General features: G+C 61.0%; 15 protein-coding genes. 5 read left to right on the forward strand and 10 right to left on the reverse strand.

The window, feature by feature from the left end; all coding sequences use genetic code 11:
• Nucleotides 1-59 precede the first annotated feature (59 nt).
• Nucleotides 60-491, reverse strand: coding sequence for a CBS domain-containing protein (locus tag ABID44_RS07340; protein WP_354151050.1), 432 nt, complete (start codon nt 489-491; stop codon nt 60-62).
• 101 nt (nt 492-592) lie between these two features.
• Entirely contained in the window at nt 593-1,327 is a 735-nt protein-coding gene (locus ABID44_RS07345) for a rhomboid family intramembrane serine protease (protein ID WP_354151051.1), read from the reverse strand.
• 411 nt (nt 1,328-1,738) lie between these two features.
• On the opposite strand from ABID44_RS07345, the gene ABID44_RS07350 reads away from it, so the two are divergent.
• The 3 genes from ABID44_RS07350 to ABID44_RS07360 all read left to right on the forward strand — a co-directional run bounded on the left by ABID44_RS07350 (nt 1,739) and on the right by ABID44_RS07360 (nt 4,091).
• Nucleotides 1,739-2,380 (forward strand): PAS domain-containing protein, encoded by a 642-nt coding sequence (locus ABID44_RS07350; RefSeq protein WP_354151052.1) that lies wholly within the window; start codon nt 1,739-1,741, stop codon nt 2,378-2,380.
• 113 nt (nt 2,381-2,493) lie between these two features.
• On the forward strand, nt 2,494-3,111 hold the full coding sequence (locus ABID44_RS07355) for a PilZ domain-containing protein (RefSeq protein ID WP_354151053.1): 618 nt from the start codon (nt 2,494-2,496) through the stop codon (nt 3,109-3,111).
• A gap of 374 nt (nt 3,112-3,485) precedes the next feature.
• Complete coding sequence (locus tag ABID44_RS07360; protein WP_354151054.1) at nt 3,486-4,091, forward strand: transglutaminase-like cysteine peptidase; 606 nt, start codon at nt 3,486-3,488, stop codon at nt 4,089-4,091.
• A gap of 133 nt (nt 4,092-4,224) precedes the next feature.
• Here ABID44_RS07360 and ABID44_RS07365 read toward each other — a convergent pair whose 3' ends face one another.
• Nucleotides 4,225-4,758 carry a gamma carbonic anhydrase family protein gene (locus tag ABID44_RS07365; RefSeq protein WP_354151055.1) on the reverse strand — a complete coding sequence of 178 codons (534 nt, stop codon included), beginning with the start codon at nt 4,756-4,758 and terminating at the stop codon, nt 4,225-4,227.
• 129 nt (nt 4,759-4,887) lie between these two features.
• Here ABID44_RS07365 and ABID44_RS07370 point away from each other — a divergent pair, with 129 nt between their 5' ends.
• Nucleotides 4,888-5,625, forward strand: coding sequence for a hypothetical protein (locus ABID44_RS07370; protein WP_354151257.1), 738 nt, complete (start codon nt 4,888-4,890; stop codon nt 5,623-5,625).
• A 23-nt stretch (nt 5,626-5,648) separates the two neighbouring features.
• Here the strand turns inward: ABID44_RS07370 and ABID44_RS07375 are convergent, their stop codons facing one another.
• Entirely contained in the window at nt 5,649-5,852 is a 204-nt protein-coding gene (locus ABID44_RS07375) for a DUF3126 family protein (protein WP_354151056.1), read from the reverse strand.
• 115 nt (nt 5,853-5,967) lie between these two features.
• On the reverse strand, nt 5,968-6,819 hold the full coding sequence (gene cysE / locus ABID44_RS07380) for a serine O-acetyltransferase (protein WP_354151057.1): 852 nt from the start codon (nt 6,817-6,819) through the stop codon (nt 5,968-5,970).
• A gap of 780 nt (nt 6,820-7,599) precedes the next feature.
• On the opposite strand from cysE, the gene ABID44_RS07385 reads away from it, so the two are divergent.
• On the forward strand, nt 7,600-11,373 hold the full coding sequence (locus tag ABID44_RS07385) for a vitamin B12-dependent ribonucleotide reductase (RefSeq protein WP_354151058.1): 3,774 nt from the start codon (nt 7,600-7,602) through the stop codon (nt 11,371-11,373).
• Between the two features lie 212 nt (nt 11,374-11,585).
• Here ABID44_RS07385 and ABID44_RS07390 read toward each other — a convergent pair whose 3' ends face one another.
• From ABID44_RS07390 to ABID44_RS07410, 5 genes are all read right to left on the reverse strand, one after another.
• Nucleotides 11,586-12,122 carry an ureidoglycolate lyase gene (locus tag ABID44_RS07390; RefSeq protein WP_354151059.1) on the reverse strand — a complete coding sequence of 179 codons (537 nt, stop codon included), beginning with the start codon at nt 12,120-12,122 and terminating at the stop codon, nt 11,586-11,588.
• A gap of 87 nt (nt 12,123-12,209) precedes the next feature.
• Nucleotides 12,210-13,499: a TRAP transporter large permease gene (locus tag ABID44_RS07395; RefSeq protein ID WP_354151060.1), complete on the reverse strand. Its 1,290-nt coding sequence runs from the start codon at nt 13,497-13,499 to the stop codon at nt 12,210-12,212.
• A 2-nt stretch (nt 13,500-13,501) separates the two neighbouring features.
• The gene (locus ABID44_RS07400) at nt 13,502-14,098 is read right to left on the reverse strand and encodes a TRAP transporter small permease subunit (RefSeq protein ID WP_354151061.1); all 597 of its coding nucleotides are present in this window, start codon (nt 14,096-14,098) and stop codon (nt 13,502-13,504) included.
• Between the two features lie 142 nt (nt 14,099-14,240).
• On the reverse strand, nt 14,241-15,290 hold the full coding sequence (locus tag ABID44_RS07405) for a TRAP transporter substrate-binding protein (protein ID WP_354151062.1): 1,050 nt from the start codon (nt 15,288-15,290) through the stop codon (nt 14,241-14,243).
• Between the two features lie 347 nt (nt 15,291-15,637).
• Nucleotides 15,638-16,519 carry an NHL repeat-containing protein gene (locus ABID44_RS07410; protein ID WP_354151063.1) on the reverse strand — a complete coding sequence of 294 codons (882 nt, stop codon included), beginning with the start codon at nt 16,517-16,519 and terminating at the stop codon, nt 15,638-15,640.
• Between the last annotated feature and the right edge of the window lie 6 nt (nt 16,520-16,525).

A 16,525-nucleotide genomic window follows, 5' to 3' on the forward strand; every position in this document is an offset into this window, starting at 1 on the left:
CAAAGCCGGCGCAAGGCCGGCTCTGGCGGTTTTTGATGAAGCCCGGCGGCCTGTGAGGGCTACGCCGTGGCGATGTAGGCCCTGATGTCCTCGGCCTCGCGTTCGACATCCTCGATCCGGCGCTTCACCACGTCTCCGATCGAGATGATGCCGTGCAGCTTGCCGTCCTTCTCCACCGGCAGATGGCGGAACCGCCCCGCCGTCATGATCTCCATGATCTCGTTGACCGTGTGGTGCTCGTTGCAGATCTTGACCTTGGGCGTCATCGTATCGCGCACAGGCATGTCGAGCGCCGCCGCTCCATGCTTCGCCGTCACCCGCACGATGTCGCGTTCGGAAATAATGCCGACGATCTTGCCTTCGGAATTGGTCACCACCAGAGCGCCCACCCGATGATCGGCAAGTATGCGGACCGCCTCCCCGAGCTTCTCGTTGGGACCCAGCGTAAGAACGTCATAGCCCTTTTGTGCGAGAATGGCCTTAACCGTCATTGCGTCCTCCTCTGCGTTCGACCGGTCCCGCTTCAACCGGCCCTCACGTCGCAGGGAACATGGTGCGCTCTCGACGCCACCTTTTCAAGCGCTGCGCGCTTTCAGTCGCGGCGCGGAAGCCCGGCCTCGAACAGCCTCAGCCCGAAGAAGCCGGCCAGGAAACCGCCAATATGCGCCTCCCATGCGATCTGGGCTTCCTCGCCCGGAACGATGCCGACCAGCCCGGTGACGAGGTTGATCACCATCCATACCGTCAGGAAGGTGATGACGCTGCGCGACCGGACGATTTCCCTCATCGGCAAAGGCCGGCCGGCGAAGGCCCCCTTTCCCGTCGAGCGGTCGATGCGGAAGGCAAACCGGGCGGCGGCCCCCATCATTCCCGAGATGGCGCCGGAAGCTCCGACAAGGGGCGCCTGTCCCAGGGGGTGAATGGCGTAGAAGAAGAAAGCCGCCGCCAGACCGGTCACCGCGAAAAAAATGGCGAAGCGCAATGCGCCGAGCCGGTTGGCGAGCGGCGAGCCGAAGGCCGCCATCCACACCATGTTCACAGCCAGATGGGCGAAGCTGCCGTGCAGCAACGCATAGGTGAACGGGCTGGTGAACGCATAGACATCCAGCACATAGTCGCCGGAATAGCGGATGGGCACGAAGGCCGTGCGGATGATAAGATCGAAGTCCTGGTCCGGCGACAAAATATAGGTGCGCCCCAGATGGATGCCGATGCACAGCGCCAGCAGCACCAGCACGATGCCGGGCAGATTGAATACGGGTTCGCGGCGGGGCGCTGCTCGTGGCGCCGCACGATAGGGATCGGCCGCGCGGTCAGGTTCACTCATCGGGGATCATCCTGTTCGAAGGTTGCCATGTAGGCGAGGTCCGGCCGTTTTCCAAACGACGAATCGTCACCTCTGCCGCGAACCGGCGCTCCAACGGGCGAATCGAATCAAAAAAATGGCCGTTCAGGGCTTCCCCCGAACGGCCGATCGAGCCCCTTGGCTCCCCTGGACCTTTGACCGGAACATCGCCGCCTTTGTCAGGCAAATCGTTTTCCGAAGTAATTTCAACGTCTCACAGGAAGCGCTCGCCCGCAATCTAAACCCTTTGTTAACCTTAACGGCCTCCAGCCGTGCACAAGCCTCCGCAAGGCTGGCACGGTTCATGCTCCGCACCGCATGTAGGTCGTCGGAAATGTCCTCCTGTTCATCGTTGGGACAATCAGACTTCAGATTGCACAGAGCGGAGTGAACATGAAACTCGCAGGATCCATCGCACTGTTCCATTATTGGAATCGGCTGCGCGACGGACGCTCTGCGCCGAAGCGTACGGAAATCGAGCCAGCCGACATCAAGAAGCTGCTGGCCGACACATTCATACTCGAAAAGGATTCGCGCGGGGAAGCCGTCTTTCGCCTCGCCGGAACGCGGCTGTGCGCCGCCTATGGGCGGGAACTGAAAGGGTTCAGTTTTCCGTCCCTGTGGCGCGCGAAGGACCAGCCGCTCATTTCCCGGCTCGTGGACGGCGTGTTCCAGAAACATACAGTGATGCTCGTCGCCTATCAGGCGATCAGCCGCAGCGGCCGCAAAGTGCCGTTCGAGTTGCTGGCGTTGCCGCTGGAGGGCGGAGCTGAAAGCCAGCGTTGCCTGGGTGTCGCCGCGCCGGCTCACAAGCCGTTCTGGCTGGGGGCCGACCCTGTTGTCGACGCGACCATCGACAATATGCGGATAGTCGACCCGAAAACCGAGCAGATAGCGAGATCCGAACGTCCCGCAATCGGAGCCCCTTCCCTTGCTCCGAACGACCTGGATGCCGCAAGCACGCTGGCCGGATACGGGAAAGCGCGGCGAATCCGGCATCTTCTGGTGCTCGACGGCGGTCGCGAGGACGAATAGCGAACGCTGCCGCCAAACCGGTTTCATTTGCCGCTTGTTAACCTTCCCTGATCATAATTGTGGCAAGAATCCGTCCGGCAAAGGGCGGGGCGGCCAACGGGGTGCAGGCGGTTATGAATTCAGCGGCGAATCTGCAGACGCCGTCCCAGGCCGAGAGGCGTGGTTTCCAGCGCGTCCGGATCAAGGTCTACGGTCGTTTCATGCTGGAAGACAGATCCGAACACCCCTGTCAGGTCATCGAAATGTCGCCCGGAAACATGGCCCTGCGCACCGTCCGCATCGGCGAGCCGGGCGAGCGGGTGATCGCCTATATAGACCATATCGGCCGCGTCGAGGGCGTGATCGTGCGCACCTTCCAGAACGGTTTCGCCATGACGGTTCTCGCTTCCGAGCGCAAGCGCGAGAAACTGGCCGCGCAACTTACATGGCTCGCCAACCGCCATGAACTCGACCTGCCGGAAGACCGCCGCCATGAGCGCGTGGCTCCCCGCAACCCGATCAGCGTGCTGCACCTGATGGATGGCCGCCAGTATCCGTGCCGCATCATCGACCTGTCGCTGTCCGGCGCGGCGATCGAGATCGAGGTGAAGCCGGCTGTCGGCGTGCAGGTGACCCTCGGCGCCATGCGCGGACAGGTCGTGCGCCACTTCGAGGACGGCGTCGCGATCGAATTCGCGATGGTTCAGCGTCCGGAAACGCTCGACGCGGAATTCCACGCCCTTCGCAGTTAGGGCAATCCCGGCAAGAGCGCGACCCGGTTCCGCATTCGGAACCGTGTCAAAATAATCAGCTGGAATGTTCCCGTGATTCAGGGAAAGCAAAAATGCTCCCGAGCATTTTGCGGCCGGGCAAACACGCCTGACATCGCACAAATCCGCCAGAGAAAATGGGACAGAGCGGCAGTCCGGATTGATCCGTGCGCACCCTTTTCGAGGCGTCGCGCCGGGAAACGCGGAGATAAAATTAAAATTTGAATCAAATCTGTTTTAAATTTTATTCTTGTTTTATATTAAAATGATCTACGTTTTACTCAATATCTTCTTCCGTGTTTTGCGTCAAATAAATCCGGACCTGTCATTGTCTTCTCAAACGGGGAGACATCAGAATGACCTTCAACCGGGGCGCTTCATTCATCACAGCTCTGACACTGCTGCTTGCCGCACTCGGCACGGCCAATGCCGGCAGCGCCCATATGCATACCGGAAGCCGCACGACACAGCCGGTCGGGCACTATGAATTCTGCCAGGGGCTTCCGCAGGAATGCCGCCAGAAAACATCGAAGAAGGCGCCCGTCGAACTGACCCGCAAGCTGTGGGCCACGGTTATCGCGGTCAATAATGACGTCAACGCCAGCGTCACGCCGCGCACCGACATGGAGATCTGGGGCCGTGAGGAAGTGTGGTCCTATCCGGTCAACGGCGAAGGCGACTGTGAGGATTACGTGCTGGAAAAGCGTCGCCGCCTGATGCAGGCCGGCGTTCCGGCCGGCAATCTGCTCATCACCGTGGTACGCCAGCCGAATGGCGAAGGTCATGCCGTGCTCACGCTTCACACCAGCATGGGCGATTTCATTCTCGACAATCTGGAAGGCAAGGTCCTGCCCTGGTCGGAAACGTCCTACACTTATCTCAAGCGCCAGTCCGCGCAGCACTCCGGCGTCTGGGTCTCCATCAGCGACGGCGGCGCCGACGCCGTGGCGAGCGTTCGCTAGGCCGCGACAGAAACGATCGTCCACGCCAGCAGGACAAATCCGGTCGAGTCCCCTTCCCCGTCCCTATGACCGGATTCAGGAGCCGGCTCCCTCCCCGAGGGCCGGCTCCGCTTCTTTGTTCCTGAAGACCGGCTCAATCTGCAAGAGGTCTGAAGCCGGCGTTGAAGCGCTTGCCGTTCTCGACATAGTGCGCCGCCGACTGCCGCAGTTTTTCAATCGCCGCGTCATCGAGTGTCCGCACGACCTTGGCCGGAGAGCCGACGATCAGCGAATTGTCGGGAAACTCCTTGCCTTCGGTAACCAGCGCGCCGGCGCCCACCAGCGAGTTCTTGCCGATCTTCGCACCGTTGAGAACGATGGCACCCATGCCGATCAGACTGTTGTCGCCGATGGTGCAACCATGAAGAAGGGCCCGGTGCCCGATGGTGCACCCCTTGCCGATCGTCAGCGGAAAGCCGGGGTCGGTGTGCATGATCGTATGCTCCTGCACATTCGAATCCTCGCCAATGGCGATAGGCTCATTATCGCCACGGATGACGGTTCCGAACCAGATGCCGACATTGCGGCCGACCGACACATTCCCGATCACGGTCGCGTCCGGCGCCACCCAGTTGGTCCGCCTGTCATCGAAACGCGGTTCGATTGCATCGATTCCATAGGTCGGCATGACATCTCCTGATTAAATTGACCGGCGCAGCGGGGGTAATCCTTTTACGCTCCCTTTACCATAAATCTCCACAGTCGCACCTGATGGGCGACGGTCGCCCTGTCTGCCAACCATGTGTCCCGGGGCATGATGAAAGAGGCTGTTGCAGCACAGCAATTCAGGGTGAACGATTCGTCGCTGACGACCAGGGTCTTCTGCGGCCTTGTCGCGCTGGCGCTGCTGTCGCTTGCGGTGACCATCGCCGGCAAATGGCTCGGCGAGCGCATCGCCATGGGCGGCCATACCGACGATACGACAATCCACGCCGTTGTCATGGGCGACAATCTGCTGGCTGTTCCGGCCAACATGATCCGGTTCGAGCAGGCAAGGCGCAACGGCGACGCCGACCGTCTGGACCTTTATGTGCGCTATCCCGCGATGGAAGGCTACAGCCGCGCAACACGCGACGCCTTCAATCACACCGACGCAAGCGATTCCATCCTGTTCCTGGGATTTTCGGAACAGATCATGTCTCGCGACATGAGCGGACGCTTTGCGCCGATCTACAGTTCGCTGATCGCCAGCCCCGGAAAATCGGGGCCGGCCGGCGTCACATTCCACGAGTTCTCGGAAAATTCCGGCTATCTGGGCGAGATGCTCGCCGTAGCGGAACGCCCCGGCCGTGACCCGTTCGTGGCTCGCTGCCTGACGGGAGCCGCCGCTGAAAAATCGCTCGCCCCGTGTGAGCGGGACATTCTGGTGGGCGATCGTCTCAGCCTCACCTACCGCTTCCCGCAGCGTTTCCTCGGCGAGTGGCGGGCGCTGGACGCAGCGGTGGAAAATCTCGCCGCATCCATGCTGGGAACCTCAGCCGCGCAATCGCGCTGAGGCGCTGGTCTCCGCACCACAGATCAGGCGAGGTCGATGTCCAGAATAGCCATCGAGAAATTGTAATCGCCGTCGTCCTCGTCCTTGAAAACGATGCCGAGGAATTCATCGCCGAGATACACCTCGGCCGAGTCGTCCTTGCGCGGGCGGGCTTTCACTTCAAGGCGCGGATTCTGGAAGGCGCGCTTGAAATAGGCGTCGAGCTTTCGGATTTCGTCGGGTTTCAAGGATTCTCTCCGCTAACGGGCTGGATATGAGAGGCGCTTCTTGCACGCACTCATTCCTCTGTAAAGGCAAGGCGGCACGTTGCGCCCTGTCAAAATTCCTCGATGACCGTCAGCCTCAGATGTCGAAGCTGATGACCTGGTCCATCATCTGCGAAGGCAGAAGCTGGTCCATCTCCCGCGACGGCTGATCATCGCAACTCGTCTCGCCCACAATGCGCGCCGGCACGCCCGCCACCGTCTTGTTGTGTGGGACCGGCGACAGCACCACCGAACCGGCGGCGACTTTCGTGCAGTGGCCTATTTCGATGTTGCCGAGGATCTTGGCCCCTGCCCCGATAAGAACGCCGCGCCGGATCTTGGGATGGCGATCACCGCTGGCCTTGCCGGTGCCGCCCAGGGTGACGTTGTGCAGGATCGACACGTCATCCTCGATAACCGCGGTCTGGCCGACCACGAGGCCGGTGGCATGGTCGAGGAACACACCCTTGCCGATACGCGCGGCCGGGTTGATGTCAGTCTGGAATACGGACGAAGAGCGGCTTTGCAGATAGAGCGCGAAATCCCGACGGCCGCGATTCCACAACCAGTGCGCAAGCCGGTGTGTCTGGATGGCGTGGAAGCCCTTGAAATACAGCACGGGCTCAAGGAAACGCTCGCAGGCCGGATCGCGATCATAATAGGCCTGGATGTCGACGCGCACCACCGTCGACCACTCCGGATTGTCCTCGCGCATCGCATCGAAGGTCTGGCGAATCAGGTCCGCGCCGATATCCTGATGCGCGAGCCGTTCCGCCAGCCGATGGATCACGGCATCCTCAAGGCTCTCCTGATTGAGGATGGTGGAATACAGGAACGCCGCCAGCAGCGGATCGCGATTGACGGCAGCCATCGCTTCGTCGCGGATGGAACGCCAGATCGGATCGACCGGCTGCGGCGCATTCTGGCGCAAGAGCGTGTTCATCGACATGTCTCCGCCGCCTCCGGCGCTCCGGCGCGGGGCGTTTGAATATCGTCGGCCGGATCACAGGTTTCGCGGCCATGCACAACGGGCCGGAACGCCGCCCCGCCAATTTCGCACAGCTATAAAGCAGTTCCGGCGACCGGTGAACTCAATTTTCCTTATCATGGCTTCAATTGGGTTGCCCTGCCGCAAAAACAACCTGCCGGCTAAAAACCTTCCGCTGCGGGCATCGGCCACAGGCAAGGGCCACCGTCGCTTCTCCCCGATATCCACACAAGCGACATACAAGATGTTGGGGGTCACGAAACTTGGCAGACGAACCCTTGACGAACACCCTTCGACTCGCCTTTTATTGGTCATGCGTTCGGTGTTGCGGACGCGGCCGGAGAGTTTCGAGCCCGGTCTCTTTTCCCGGATAAAGCGCGTTTGGTCCGCATGTTTTCGTTCAGAACGGAAGGCTGCGGGAAGCGCATTTTTGCGCCCGGAGGCAGATGAATGGGTCGAAATTTTTGTCGTTTAATGCTATATTTAGTGTTTGCGATCACTCTTTCGACTAGATAGTGTGATGCGCTCCCTCAGAATGGGAAAGCGCAGCGATTTTTGGTTCTGGCAGGCGGGTGGCCGTTGGCGCTTCCCGGATTGCCGGTGCGGCCGGTCACCAGTTTCGTCGGAAAAGCAGGTTCAGCCGCTTCTCGGGCGTCATGTCCGGATCAGGCGTCGTTTTTCGGGAAGCGGGTTGGGCGAACGCCCCGAAAAGCGCTATATGTAGATGAAGGGACAAACGAGATGCGCATCGAAAGGCACTTCACCAGGGCGGGCCAGTCCCCCTATGCGGAAATCGAATTTCGCAAGGCGCTGTCGGAAATCAGGAACCCTGACGGTTCGGTGGTGTTCCGACTCGACAATATCGACGTGCCGGCGCAGTTCTCGCAGGTCGCGGCCGACATCCTCGCCCAGAAATATTTCCGCAAGGCCGGCGTGCCCGCGCGCCTGAAAAGGATAGAGGAAAACGACGTTCCTTCCTTCCTCTGGCGTTCCGTAGCCGATGAAGCTGCCCTTGCCGAACTGCCCGAGAACGAACGCTATGGTTCCGAGACCGATGCGCGTCAGGTCTTCGACCGTCTGGCTGGCACCTGGGCCTATTGGGGCTGGAAGGGCAAGTATTTCGACACGGAAGAAGATGCGCACGCGTTCAAGGACGAATTGTCCTACATGCTCGCCACCCAGCGGGTGGCGCCGAATTCGCCGCAATGGTTCAACACCGGCCTGCACTGGGCTTATGGCATCGACGGTCCCGGTCAGGGCCATTTCTACGTCGATCCCTTCACCGGCAAGATGACCCGCTCGAAGTCGGCCTACGAGCATCCGCAGCCGCACGCCTGCTTCATCCAGTCCGTGGGTGACGATCTCGTCAACGAAGGCGGCATCATGGATCTGTGGGTGCGCGAGGCGCGCCTGTTCAAATACGGCTCGGGCACCGGCTCCAACTTCTCCCATCTGCGTGGCGAAGGCGAAAAGCTCTCCGGCGGCGGCAAGTCCTCCGGCCTGATGAGCTTCCTCAAGATCGGCGACCGCGCAGCCGGAGCCATCAAGTCGGGCGGCACCACCCGCCGCGCCGCCAAGATGGTGATCGTCGACGCCGACCATCCCGACATCGAAGCCTTCATCGACTGGAAGGTGAAGGAAGAGCAGAAGGTCGCCGCCCTCGTCACCGGGTCCAAGATCGTGCGCAAGCATCTCGACGCGATCATGAAGGCCTGCGTCAACTGCGAAGGCCAGGACGACGACTGCTTCGACCCGGCCATCAACACCGCGCTCAAGCGCGAAATCAGGGCCGCCAAGAAGAACGCCGTACCGGAAAATTACATCCAGCGCGTCATCCAGTTCGCGCGGCAGGGTTACACCTCCATCGAGTTCCAGACCTACGACACGGACTGGGATTCGGAAGCCTACCTCACCGTTTCCGGCCAGAACTCGAACAACTCCGTCTCGCTGAAGGACGATTTCCTGCGCGCGGTCGAGAAGGACGGCGACTGGAGCCTGATCCGCCGCATCGACGGCAAGGTCCACAAGACCCTCAAGGCCCGGGACCTGTGGGAGAAGATCGGCTATGCCGCATGGGCTTCGGCCGATCCGGGCCTGCACTTCAACACCACCATGAACGACTGGCACACCTGCCCTGCCGCCGGTCCGATCCGGGCGTCCAATCCATGCTCGGAATACATGTTCCTTGACGACACGGCCTGCAATCTCGCCTCGGTGAACCTGCTGCCCTACCGCAATGGGGACGGCTCGATCGACATCACCGCCTATGAGCACACCGTGCGGTTGTGGACCATCGTGCTGGAAGTCTCCGTCATGATGGCGCAGTTCCCTTCCCGCGAGATCGCGGAACTGTCCTACAAATACCGCACGCTCGGTCTCGGCTACGCCAATATCGGCGGCCTGCTGATGACCTCGGGCATCCCCTACGACTCCGACGAAGGCCGCGCGCTGGGCGGTGTGCTGACCGCGCTGATGACCGGCGTTTCCTACGCCACCTCGGCCGAAATGGCGGGTGAACTGGGCGCCTTCGCCGATTACCCCCGCAACGCCGACAACATGCTGCGGGTGATGCGCAACCACCGCCGCGCCGCCTATGGCGAGAAGGACGGTTACGAGAAGCTGGCCGTCAATCCGGTTCCGCTCGAAGCCGAACATGTATGGCAGAAGGAACTGGTCGATCACGCCCGCGCCGCCTGGGACCGCGCCCTCGAACTCGGTGAGGAGCACGGCTACCGCAACGCGCAGGCGACCGTGATCGCGCCGACCGGCACCATCGGCCTCGTCATGGACTGCGACACGACCGGCATCGAACCCGACTTCGCGCTGGTGAAATTCAAGAAGCTCGCCGGCGGCGGCTACTTCAAGATCATCAACCGCGCCGTGCCGGAAGCGCTGCGCACGCTCGGCTATTCCGAAAGCCAGATCGCCGAGATCGAAGCCTATGCGGTCGGTCATGGCAATCTGAATCAGGCTCCGGGCGTAAACCCTTTAACGCTCAAGGCAAAAGGGTTTACCGACGAGAAGATCGAGACGCTGAACGGCGCGCTGATGTCGGCCTTCGATGTCAAGTTCGTCTTCAACCAGTGGACGCTGGGCGCGGACTGGCTGAAGGAGACCTTCGGCTTCACCGACGAGCAGCTCAACGACTTCTCCTTCGAGATGCTGCCGGCGCTGGGCTTCTCGCGGAAGGAGATCGAGGCCGCCAACATCCATGTCTGCGGAGCGATGACGCTGGAAGGCGCGCCCTTCCTCAAGGACGAACACCTGCCGGTGTTCGACTGCGCCAATCCGTGCGGCAAGATCGGCAAGCGCTATCTGTCGGTCGAAAGTCACATCCGCATGATGGCGGCGGCGCAGCCTTTCATCTCCGGCGCCATCTCCAAGACCATCAACATGCCCAACGAGGCGACGGTCGAGGACGCCAAAAACGCCTACATGCTTTCTTGGAAGCTGGCGCTGAAGGCCAACGCGCTGTACCGCGACGGCTCCAAGCTCTCGCAGCCGCTCAACGCCTCGCTGATTTCCGACGAGGAGGACGACGAGGACGATACGGTTGAGGCTCTGGTCGCCGCCCCCGCCGCCGCAAGGGCGGTCGAGGTGACGGAGAAGATCATCGAGCGCGTCATCGAAAAGGTGGTGCGCGACCGCGAGAAGCTGCCGAACCGCCGCAAGGGCTACACGCAGAAGGCCGTGGTCGGCGGTCACAAGGTCTATCTGCGCACCGGCGAGTTCGATGACGGACGCCTCGGCGAAATCTTCATCGACATGCACAAGGAAGGCGCCGCCTTCCGCGCCATGATGAACAATTTCGCCATCGCGATTTCGCTCGGCCTGCAATACGGCGTGCCGCTGGAAGAATATGTCGAGGCCTTCACGTTCGTGAAGTTCGAGCCGGCCGGCATGGTGCAGGGCAACGACGCCATCAAGTCCGCCACCTCGATCATCGACTATGTGTTCCGGGAACTGGCGGTTTCCTATCTGGCGCGCAACGACCTTGCCCATGTCGATACCGACTTCTCCAACACGTCGCTTGGCAAGGGCATCACCGAAGGCAAGGCCCTGCCCTTCTCCAAGGGGCTGATGCGGGGCGCCTCGCCGGTGAAGCTCGTCACCGCCACCGGCGAGCCGAAGGGCATGGCGGGCGGTTCCGCGGACAAATCCGCACCGCAGCGCACCGCGCCGACGGCCTATGCATCCAATGTCCATCCGATCACGGCCGGCGCAACCGCGCTCAAGACCGAAACCGATGGCGCAGTGGCCTTCAAGCGCGACTATGAGGAGCGGGCGAAGGAAGTCCTCGAGGAAGCGCCTGAAGCTACGGCGGAGGCCCTGTTCACGGACGCCGCCGCGAAGGAAGCGGCCGAAGCCAAGAAACTTGCCGCCGCACGTCGCCAGCAATCGCTGATGCAAGGCTATACCGGCAACGAGTGCTCGGAATGCCACAACTTCACCATGGTGCGGAACGGCACCTGTGAGAAGTGCGACACCTGCGGCGCGACCAGCGGCTGCAGTTAAGGCGAACACAAAGCCGCGGTGTCGGCCACCCTGTAGTTTGGCTCAAAACACCAAAAGACAGTCCCATACCAACAAACCGGTCCGCTATCGCGGACCGGTTTTTCTTTCAGACCAACTCACTGCCGGGGGCCGTTGCGCGTCGACAGTTCTCTACCAGAGGAACCCGTCACCTCATTGGTGCAACGGGGCCCTTCTGAAGCGAAGTGAAGCTCCTAAACGCAAATCTCGATGGGCATACCCCATATGTTTTTCAGATCAATGACCTGCGTATGGGTGGCATTTCCTGTCGCGAGATTTGCGAGGTCCGCTTGCGTGTCGGCATGCGTGATCATGAACCAGTTCGTGTCCGCCCCCGTGACCGGGAGCCGGTCGAGACTGTGCCACGTGCCCACGTGGAGCGCATATCCAAAACTGCCGTCCAACAGAAAGGCGGCGACATCCTGAGGGCCGGGCAGATCATCACCGCTGGTGGGTCGGGCGACGATCAATGCCGCCGTTGCACCGCCCAATGGCAGGAATGTCTGCTGCACGTTGAAATGGCGCTCAAGCTGCGTGACGAGCAGCGTGCTGGGCGGGGTGCGCAAGGCAATGTACAAAGGCTGGGCTACATCGAGATCGACTCGCCATGCAGCCGTGCCAATATCGCTGCTGTAGTGGGGCTCGTCCTGGCGGTCGCCATTAATCACCGTGCCGTATGGCGCAAAGGCCTCTGCAGTCATCGGTTGCGGTCGAAGCTTCAGAATATCCATATTTTGCATCCTGCTATGATTAGATGTCGGGGGCAGTGAAACCGGGACCAGCGCCCATGGTTTCGCGATTGTGGTTTCCGATAGACCTCAACGTACCGCGGCAAGTTGTGGAAGCCACAGCGCGATCTGCGGCCAGATCGCCAGGATCAGGATCATCATCAGCATCGTGACGACGAACGGGGCCGCGCCGATGATGACGTCGTTGACCGTGCCGTGCTTGCGTATGCCCTGAACGACAAAGAGGTTGATGCCGACCGGCGGCGTGATCATGGCGAGCTCCATCAGGATGATGATGATGATGCCGCTCCAGACCGGATCGTATCCGGCCGCGAACATGATCGGCGCGATGACCGGAACCGTCGCCACCATCATGGAAAGCGTTTCCATGAACATGCCGAGGATCAGATAGAACACGACGACGGCGAGGAGAAGCTGCGTTGGCGTCAGGCCGAGATTGGTGATCACGCTGTTGATCTGGTTGGTCAATCCGATCGCGGTGATGACGAAGTTCAGGAAATGGGCGGCCAGCATGATCGCAAGGATCATGGCGCTGGTGCGCATGGTGCCTTCGAAGACCTCGAGCAGGGTGCGCAGCGACAGGTTCCGCCTCCACAAGGCGATGGCGAGCGCGGCGATGACGCCGAACGCCGCCGATTCGGTCGCCGTCGCCCAGCCCATGTAGATCGAGCCGATCACGGCGAGGAAGATGACGAACGGCGGCAGGAGATCGGGCAGGGCCGCGATCCGCTCGCTCCAGGTGGAAGGCTGAAGCGTTCCGCCAAGCGAGGGCTTCGCGAGGCAAATGATCAGGACAGTCAGGCTGAACAGGCCGGCGAGGACGAGGCCCGGAATGAAGCCGGCCAGATAGAGCTGCGGCACGGAGGTTCCCGTCAGCACGCCATAGATGATCAGGTTGATCGAGGGCGGGATCAGGATGCCGAGCGTGCCGCCGGCGGCGATCGTGCCAAGGAACAGCCGTTCCGAATAGCCGCGCTTTTCCACCTCCTTGAGCGCGACCGTACCGATCGTCGCGGCGGTGGCGACGCTGGAGCCCGAGGTTGCCGAAAACATCGCGCAGGCCGCGATGTTCGAATGCATCAGCCCGCCGGGCAGCCAGGGCACCCACAGGACAAGCGCATTATACATGCGTTCAGCCATGCCCGTGCGCAGCATGACCTCCCCCAGCAGCACGAAGAACGGGATCGCGACCAGAAGGAAGTTGTTCGACGCGCTCCAGGCGATCTCGCCCAGCGCCAGCGAGAGCGGCATCGGTGAATAGAGGACGGAAAGGCTCAGCCCCAGCAGGCCAAGGACCGCGGCCACCGGGACCGCGACGGCGAGGAGGACGATGAGGATTACGATTGTTGCCAGCAGCATTTTCAGCCTTGCTCCTCGCGGCCACGCCGCATTTCGATATCGCGGATTTCCTCTTCCACCTCCTCTTCCGCAGAGCGGGTGGACAGCGTGCGCTGCATGGCCCCGATATCGCCCTTGAGACCCCGCCACACCGCATACGCAAGCATGAGGACGCCCATGATCACGGAGCAAAGCAAACCGAGGAGCCAGATCGTCTGCGGCACTGAGACCGGAATGGACAGCGCCGTCTGGCTTCGCGTGCCCGATTGCCAGGATTGCTGGACCACGCCATAGCCGCGCCAGGCGACCATGGCGAAGAACGCCAGAAACAGGACCGCCGCCGCGACGTCGAGGACAAGGCGCGCCTTGCGGGGGAACAGAACATAAAGCGAATCGATCCGGATATGCGCCCGGTCGATCAGCGCCCCGCCCACCGCCCAGGCCATGCTGATGGCCATCACATAACCGGCGAACTGGTCGGCCCCGCCGATGGTGACGGAGAGAAATTTGCGCATCAGGATATCGACGGCGATGACGACCACCGCCAGCAGCGTCAGCGCGCCGCCGAACCAGTATCCCCATCGCGTGAAGCGTCGCACGCCTCGCATCACATTTTCCATAGTCCGGTTTCCTCCGGTTGAGGGAAGGCAAGTCGCGCCGGCCGGCCCGGAAGCCGCGCGCGGGAGCCATCCGCGGACAGGGTCGGGGAGCGAACCGGCAGGCGTCGCGCCTGCCGGCGAAGGGATGGAACGGAAGCCCGTATCAGGGAGCCGGAGCGGAAGCGCCCAGCGCCTTCCCGACCGACTCGTTCCATTCCTGTGCGCATTCCGCGCCGCAACGCTGAGCCCAGCCTGGAATGATCGCGTCCTGAAGAAGCTTCATGCGGGCGGCTTCATCCTGCTCGCCCGGCGTCACGATGGAAATCTGCGCCAGCTTGCCCATGGTGCAGGGCTCCTTGCCGGTGTTGCAGTTTACGGCCTCTTCCGTCGTGAGCTTGACGGTTTCCCACATCTTGTGCTCGAACGCCCTGAATTGGTCCTGCATGAACTGCTGCACGTCGGGATCGAGACGGTTCCAGGTGTTGAGGTTGACCGCCTGGATGACGATGCTCCAACCGAGCGGGATGGCGTAAAGCGTGCTCGCCACTTCGTTCAGGCCGCCGATATTCCCGGACAGGGTTCCGGTTACGGCACAGTCGATGACGCCGTTGCTGAGCGCGGGAACGGCCTCCGCGAACGACATGCTGACCGCCGTCGCCCCGACGCCGCTCAGGAAATCGCGCATCGAATTATTGAACACGCGCACCTTCTTGCCACGAAGATCCTCAAGGCTCGAAATATTGTCGCGGCACCAGAACACCTGCGGGTTGTTGCCCCCGAAAGCGAGCAGCTTGGCGTTCCAGTTCTTCTGCATCTGCTGGTCGATGACGTCGCGATATGCGTCGCATGCCTTGCGCGCCTCGTCAGGCGTAAGCGTCAGCCCGGCAAGATCGCATCCCTCAAAGCGGGGGTCATCGCCAGCCATCTTGGAAATATCCAGGCCGGCGAAATCCATTACGCCCAGTTTCAACAATCTCAGGCCCGCCGCCTCATCGATGCCCATCAGGTCCTGGGGCGTGATGTCGGCCGTGATGGAACCGTTGGACGCATCCGGAATGGTCGTGCGCCAGAACGGCAGCTCATCCACGGTGGAGACCGGCGTCGGGCTGTTGAGGCCGATTACCTTGAAATGCGTCTTCGGCAGGTCCTGCGCCATCGCGCCCGCTCCAGAGCCAAGCGCAATGGTGAGAGTAGCCAAAACGTGCTTAAGCATGCGTTATTCCCCTGTGTTTTCGTCGAAGCTTCGGCGACGCCCGCGACATCGCCATCAGCCCACCGATATTGTTAAGCGGCCGACCACCGGCTTCGAGCCAGTTTCTCCCATTGACACCTGGATGATCAGCATGCCGGATGTTTCCGGCGCTATAATACTTATATATTATTATTGATCTTTACAAATTAGAATATTGTATTGAGAAATTCCATTATGGAATACTTATTCCAGTAAATATACAATTATATATACATATTATATTCAATTTTACTCATGAATATTTATTCTCCGGGTTTTCTGAAGGAAAATCCGGAGATGTACTCTGACATGCAATTAATGCTCTGCGGTCAGCAGGCGGCCAACCGGGTGACCCGTTCCGGATTCATATCGGTCAGATAGATGTTGCCGCGGGAATCGCCGCTGACGCCATGACCTTCCCGCAGAACAGGGCTGCAGCAGCCGATGCGCGCATTGTCGCGATCGAAAGCGATCAGACGAGGCGCCTGATCGGATACGTAGATATTGTCGTCCTTGTCGCCATAGATGGACATGGGGTGATAAAATCCTCCCAACTCTCCCAGATAGTCGCCCTCAGGCGAGAATATCTGCACGCGGTCCGCCTCGCGGTCACCTACGAACACTCTTCCGTCGCTGGCCACCCAGAGGCCGTGCAGGGTCGTGAACTGACCTGGACCCCGCCCCGGGCTGCCCCAGGTCGAGATCAATTCACCGTCCACGGAAAAGCGGTGGACATGCGTGCCGCCATAGCCGTCGGAGACGTAGATATCCCCGGAGGGAGCGACGGCGACGCTGGTGGGATGGTTGAAGGGTGAGCCCGGCCGACCCCGTTCGCCGATGGTGAAAAGCAGACCACCATCCAGATCGAACACCATCACCTGCTGGCCGTTCCTGTCGACAAGGAACAGACGATCCTGCCTGTCGATAAAAATATGATGAGTGTCCTGCACCTGGGCGTTTTCCCAGCTTTTCACATAACTGCCATCGGCGTCGAAGACATGGATGGTCGGCGCCGCGCCCCGATACAAGGAAAAGTCATAACGCTGACAGACATGGACCCTGTCGCGGCTATCCACGGCGATGTCGATCACCCGACCTTGAAACAGATCAGACGGGGCGTTCTGCCAGGTGCGCTCGACCTTGTAGCGTCTCGATCCCAGCTGGACGAAAAGATCCTCACGGGCAGCCGACGTTTCCAACTTTGCGTTCATGATATT

Origin of the sequence: Aquamicrobium ahrensii (assembly GCF_040545755.1) — a bacterium.
GTDB classification, from domain to species: Bacteria; Pseudomonadota; Alphaproteobacteria; order Rhizobiales; family Rhizobiaceae; genus Mesorhizobium; species Mesorhizobium ahrensii.

What these genes read in the sequence shown, in the direction of transcription:
- ABID44_RS07360 (WP_354151054.1), top strand. Translation starts at nt 3,486, where the DNA reads ATGACCTTCAACCGGGGCGCTTCATTCATCACAGCTCTGACACTGCTG.
- ABID44_RS07395 (WP_354151060.1), bottom strand. Translation starts at nt 13,499, where the DNA reads ATGCTGCTGGCAACAATCGTAATCCTCATCGTCCTCCTCGCCGTCGCG.
- ABID44_RS07370 (WP_354151257.1), top strand. Translation starts at nt 4,888, where the DNA reads ATGAAAGAGGCTGTTGCAGCACAGCAATTCAGGGTGAACGATTCGTCG.
- cysE (WP_354151057.1), bottom strand. Translation starts at nt 6,819, where the DNA reads ATGTCGATGAACACGCTCTTGCGCCAGAATGCGCCGCAGCCGGTCGAT.
- ABID44_RS07340 (WP_354151050.1), bottom strand. Translation starts at nt 491, where the DNA reads ATGACGGTTAAGGCCATTCTCGCACAAAAGGGCTATGACGTTCTTACG.
- ABID44_RS07405 (WP_354151062.1), bottom strand. Translation starts at nt 15,290, where the DNA reads ATGCTTAAGCACGTTTTGGCTACTCTCACCATTGCGCTTGGCTCTGGA.
- ABID44_RS07390 (WP_354151059.1), bottom strand. Translation starts at nt 12,122, where the DNA reads ATGGATATTCTGAAGCTTCGACCGCAACCGATGACTGCAGAGGCCTTT.
- ABID44_RS07385 (WP_354151058.1), top strand. Translation starts at nt 7,600, where the DNA reads ATGCGCATCGAAAGGCACTTCACCAGGGCGGGCCAGTCCCCCTATGCG.
- ABID44_RS07400 (WP_354151061.1), bottom strand. Translation starts at nt 14,098, where the DNA reads ATGGAAAATGTGATGCGAGGCGTGCGACGCTTCACGCGATGGGGATAC.
- ABID44_RS07365 (WP_354151055.1), bottom strand. Translation starts at nt 4,758, where the DNA reads ATGCCGACCTATGGAATCGATGCAATCGAACCGCGTTTCGATGACAGG.
- ABID44_RS07355 (WP_354151053.1), top strand. Translation starts at nt 2,494, where the DNA reads ATGAATTCAGCGGCGAATCTGCAGACGCCGTCCCAGGCCGAGAGGCGT.
- ABID44_RS07345 (WP_354151051.1), bottom strand. Translation starts at nt 1,327, where the DNA reads ATGAGTGAACCTGACCGCGCGGCCGATCCCTATCGTGCGGCGCCACGA.
- ABID44_RS07350 (WP_354151052.1), top strand. Translation starts at nt 1,739, where the DNA reads ATGAAACTCGCAGGATCCATCGCACTGTTCCATTATTGGAATCGGCTG.
- ABID44_RS07410 (WP_354151063.1), bottom strand. Translation starts at nt 16,519, where the DNA reads ATGAACGCAAAGTTGGAAACGTCGGCTGCCCGTGAGGATCTTTTCGTC.